Annotated in this window: 5 protein-coding genes; 1 reads left to right on the top strand and 4 read right to left on the bottom strand. The window is 64.9% G+C overall.

The window, feature by feature from the left end:
- Positions 1-372 (bottom strand): 16S rRNA (uracil(1498)-N(3))-methyltransferase (locus Q7J26_RS04035; protein WP_304935223.1); only part of this gene is annotated, 372 nt, incomplete at its 3' end.
- A 45-nt stretch (positions 373-417) separates the two neighbouring features.
- Positions 418-702: a GIY-YIG nuclease family protein gene (locus Q7J26_RS04030; protein ID WP_304935222.1), complete on the bottom strand. Its 285-nt coding sequence runs from the start codon at positions 700-702 to the stop codon at positions 418-420.
- 322 nt (positions 703-1,024) lie between these two features.
- Here Q7J26_RS04030 and Q7J26_RS04025 point away from each other — a divergent pair, with 322 nt between their 5' ends.
- Positions 1,025-1,561: a DUF4334 domain-containing protein gene (locus tag Q7J26_RS04025; RefSeq protein WP_304935221.1), complete on the top strand. Its 537-nt coding sequence runs from the start codon at positions 1,025-1,027 to the stop codon at positions 1,559-1,561.
- Here Q7J26_RS04025 and Q7J26_RS04020 read toward each other — a convergent pair.
- Positions 1,558-2,721, bottom strand: a complete 1,164-nt coding sequence (locus Q7J26_RS04020) for an acyl-CoA dehydrogenase family protein (RefSeq protein ID WP_304935220.1) — start codon at positions 2,719-2,721, stop codon at positions 1,558-1,560. The genes Q7J26_RS04025 and Q7J26_RS04020 overlap by 4 nt on opposite strands.
- Positions 2,722-2,892: 171 nt before the next feature.
- Positions 2,893-3,354: acyl-CoA dehydrogenase C-terminal domain-containing protein (locus Q7J26_RS04015; protein WP_304935219.1), on the bottom strand; the 462-nt coding region annotated here is incomplete at its 5' end.

Genomic DNA, 3,354 nt, shown 5'->3' with positions numbered 1-3,354 from the left:
GGCGTCCAGCCGGTCCAGGCGGATACGGTCGGCGTTGGTCCGTTTGGTCAGGACCAGTCGAACCCGGCGCGCGCCCAGTTCGGCGGCCTTTTCCACGATGGTCTCGACGCGGGCCTTTTTCACCACGGCGACGATCAGCTCCAGATCGGGACCATAGGTCTGGGGCCGCGCCTGTTCCTCGGCGCGCAGGATGACGCCCTTTTTCAGCACTTCGGCGATGGTGCAGCGCCATTCGCCGTCGCGGCCGTTGAAGACCAGCAGTTCGTCGCCGAGTTTCAGCCGCATGACCTGGGTCAGATAGCGGGACTGGTCGAGGGTGGGGGCGACGGGGGTTCCCGCAGCCAACACGGCCTTCACATGTAATCGTATCATCTCAATTCCGCTCATCCCCGCGAAAGCGGGGACCCAGTGAGAGCCTCAGAACAGGTCATCGAACAGATCGCGCCAGCCTGGATTCGATCGCTCGATCAGCTCCAGCTTCCAGTCGCGGTTCCATTTCTTGATCCGGCGCTCGCGCACGAACGCCGCGTGGCGTGTCGGATGCGCTTCGAACCAGACCAGATTGGCGCAGCCATACTTGGCGGAGAAACCTTTGAACAGTTTGTCCCGATGCTGGGCGGTGGGCAGGATGATGTCCTCGGTCGAGCCGGTGTAGAGGGTTCCGTTGCGGCGGCTGGCGACGATGTAGGTGAAGAAGGCCACCAGCGTGCGTCCCTAAAGCACTGGGTCCCCGCTTTCGCGGGGATGAGCGGAGTGATGAAATCAGTCGTCGCGTTCGGCGTGGAAGAGTGCGGTCTTTACGGCCCTTCGTTCGCCCTTCCAGAAGGCGCGCTTCGCCCATCGAAGGTGTTTCCACCATTCGTTGGGAGGCGTCAGAACACCCTTCTTCACGGTCGCCATGCACAACCATAGATCATCATGCATGAGGCGAGACAAGATGTCCTGACCCGGTGAAGACGTTTTTTTGAGCCGCATTTGGCGTTGAATGCGTTCCTCGAATCGCACAGTCGAGGAGACGAACCCCATGACCTGGCTTTCCACTTGGGCCGCCAACGGCCTGAGCGCGGATGCGGCCCTTGAGGCGTTCGACGGTTTGCCCAGCGTGACGGCGGACGAAATGATCGGCGCCTGGCGCGGGTCCGAACTGCCGACCGGCCATCCGCTGGACGGGCTGCTGGCGCGCTACGGATGGCGGGGCAAGCGGTTTGAAAGCGCCGAGCATGTCGATCCGCTGCTGTTCGATCACCGCGGCAAGGTGATCGCGGTCGATCCGGCGCGGCTGCCGCTGGGCGTCGCCCTGACGCTGCCGCACCTGGCGCGGACCGACAAGGCGGTGGAGGCGTTCAAGGCCGGGCTGCCTCTGTTGCGCACGCGCAAGCCGAAGGCGCGGCTGCGCTCCATCCAGCATCGCGGGCTGATCTCGGCGGCCATGGTCTATGACGATCTGCCGATCATCGATTGCTTCCGGCGGGTCGACGAGACGCGGGTGCTGGGACTGATGGACTTTCGCCGCACGCCCAGGCCGTTCTTCTTCCTGCTGACGCGGGAAACGCTCGGCTAGAGCGTCCGCGCGATCAGCAGTTTCATGATCTCGTTGGTGCCGCCGTAGATGCGCTGGACCCGCGCGTCCTTGTACAGTTGGGCGATGGCGTATTCGTTCATATAGCCATAGCCGCCGTGGAGCTGCAGCATCTCGTCGATGGTCTCGCCCTGGATGTCCGTGACCCAGTATTTGGCCATGGAGGCGGTGGCGGCGTCCAGCTTGCCGTCCAGGTGCAGGCCGATGCAGTGGTCGACGAAGACCTTGGCGACGGTCAGTTTCGTCTTCACCTCGGCCAGTTTGAACTGGGTGTTCTGGAAGTCGAGGATCCGCTTGCCGAAGGCCTTGCGTTCCTTGACGTAGGCGATCGTCGCCTCCAGCCCGCGCTCGGCGGCGGCGACGCCCTGGACGGCGATGTTCAGCCGTTCCTGGGGCAGTTGTTGCATCAGCTGGACGAAGCCCTGGCCCTCGCCGCCGCCGATGATGTTGTCGCCGGGGACTTTCACGTCATTGAAGAACAGCTCGGAGGTGTCGTTCCCCTCCATACCGATCTTGTGCAGGTTCCGACCGCGTTCGAAACCTTCCGCCCCGTCCGTCTCGACCACGATCAGGGAGGTGCCCTTGGCGCCCTCGGCCGGGTCGGTCTTGGCCACCACGATGATGAAGTTGGCCAGTTGCCCGTTGGTGATGAAGGTCTTGGAGCCGTTGACGACATAGCCGTTGCCGGACTTGACCGCCGTGGTCTTGACCCCTTGCAGGTCCGAGCCCGCGCCCGGTTCGGTCATGGCGATGGCGCCGACCAGTTCGCCGGACTGGAGCCGCGGCAGCCAGCGCGCTTTCTGCTCCGGCGTGCCGTAGTGCCAGATGTAGGGGGCGACGATGGCGTTGTGCAGCGAGATGCCGAAATGGTCCGCGCCCTTCCAGCCCAGCTGGCGCATCAACACGACCTCGTGGCGATAGTCGCCGCCCATGCCGCCGTCTTCTTCCGGCATGGATAGGCCCAGCAGGCCGTCGGCGCCGGCTTGGGTCCACAGTTCACGCGGCACGCTTGAGTTGGCGATCCAGGACTGGACCTTCTCGGGCGGCGCGTGTTCGTCGATCCATTTGCCGACGCTGTCGGAGAAGAGGGTGATCTCTTCTTCACGCATGAAATCGGGGTCGGGGCTGTTGAGGATGTTCATGAGCGTTTCCTGGACTTCTCCCTCCCCGTCCGGGGAGGGGGGCCGCGAAGCGGCCGGGTGGGGACGGCTGGGTGAGCGGACTCGGTCTTTGTGTCGCCGAGCCCTCCCCACCCGGTCGTCGCTGCGCGTCGACCGCCCTCCCCCGAGGGGGAGGGAGAGGTTAGCGCCGGATCAGAACGCCTCGGCCGGCATGGCCATCAGCACGTCCGCGCCGGTCTTCATCTTGGCCAGGTGCGCGCCGGCGTCGGGCAGGATGCGCTCGACGAAGTAGCGGCCGGTCTGAAGCTTGGTGGCGTAGTAGGGGTCGGTCGAGCCGGCCTCGACCTGGGCTTGCGCCACCTTGGCCATCTGCGCCCACATATAGGCCAGCGCCGTCAGGCCGAAGACGTTCAGATAGTCGGTCGAGGCGGCGCCGGCGTTGTCCGGGTTGGCCATGCCGTTCTGCATCAGCCACATGGTGCCTTCCTGCAGCTTCTTCTTGGCCTCGGCCAGGCCGTCGACGAAGGGCTTGAGGGCCTCGTTCGAGCCGTTCTCGGCCACGAAGGCGTCGATCTCGCCGAACCAGGTCATGATGGCGCGGCCGCCGTTGGCGGGCAGCTTGCGGCCGACCAAGTCCAGCGCCTGGATGCCGTT

The sequence above is a fragment of the Brevundimonas sp. genome, assembly GCF_030656255.1.
Taxonomy (GTDB): domain Bacteria; phylum Pseudomonadota; class Alphaproteobacteria; order Caulobacterales; family Caulobacteraceae; genus Brevundimonas.
Note: the sequence above shows the minus strand (reverse complement) of the source record. Positions and strands in the feature narration are given on the sequence as shown.

Bases quoted from the DNA above. Each gene is read 5' to 3' on its own strand.
- Q7J26_RS04025 (WP_304935221.1), top strand. From the start codon at position 1,025: ATGACCTGGCTTTCCACTTGGGCCGCCAACGGCCTGAGCGCGGATGCG.
- Q7J26_RS04020 (WP_304935220.1), bottom strand. From the start codon at position 2,721: ATGAACATCCTCAACAGCCCCGACCCCGATTTCATGCGTGAAGAAGAG.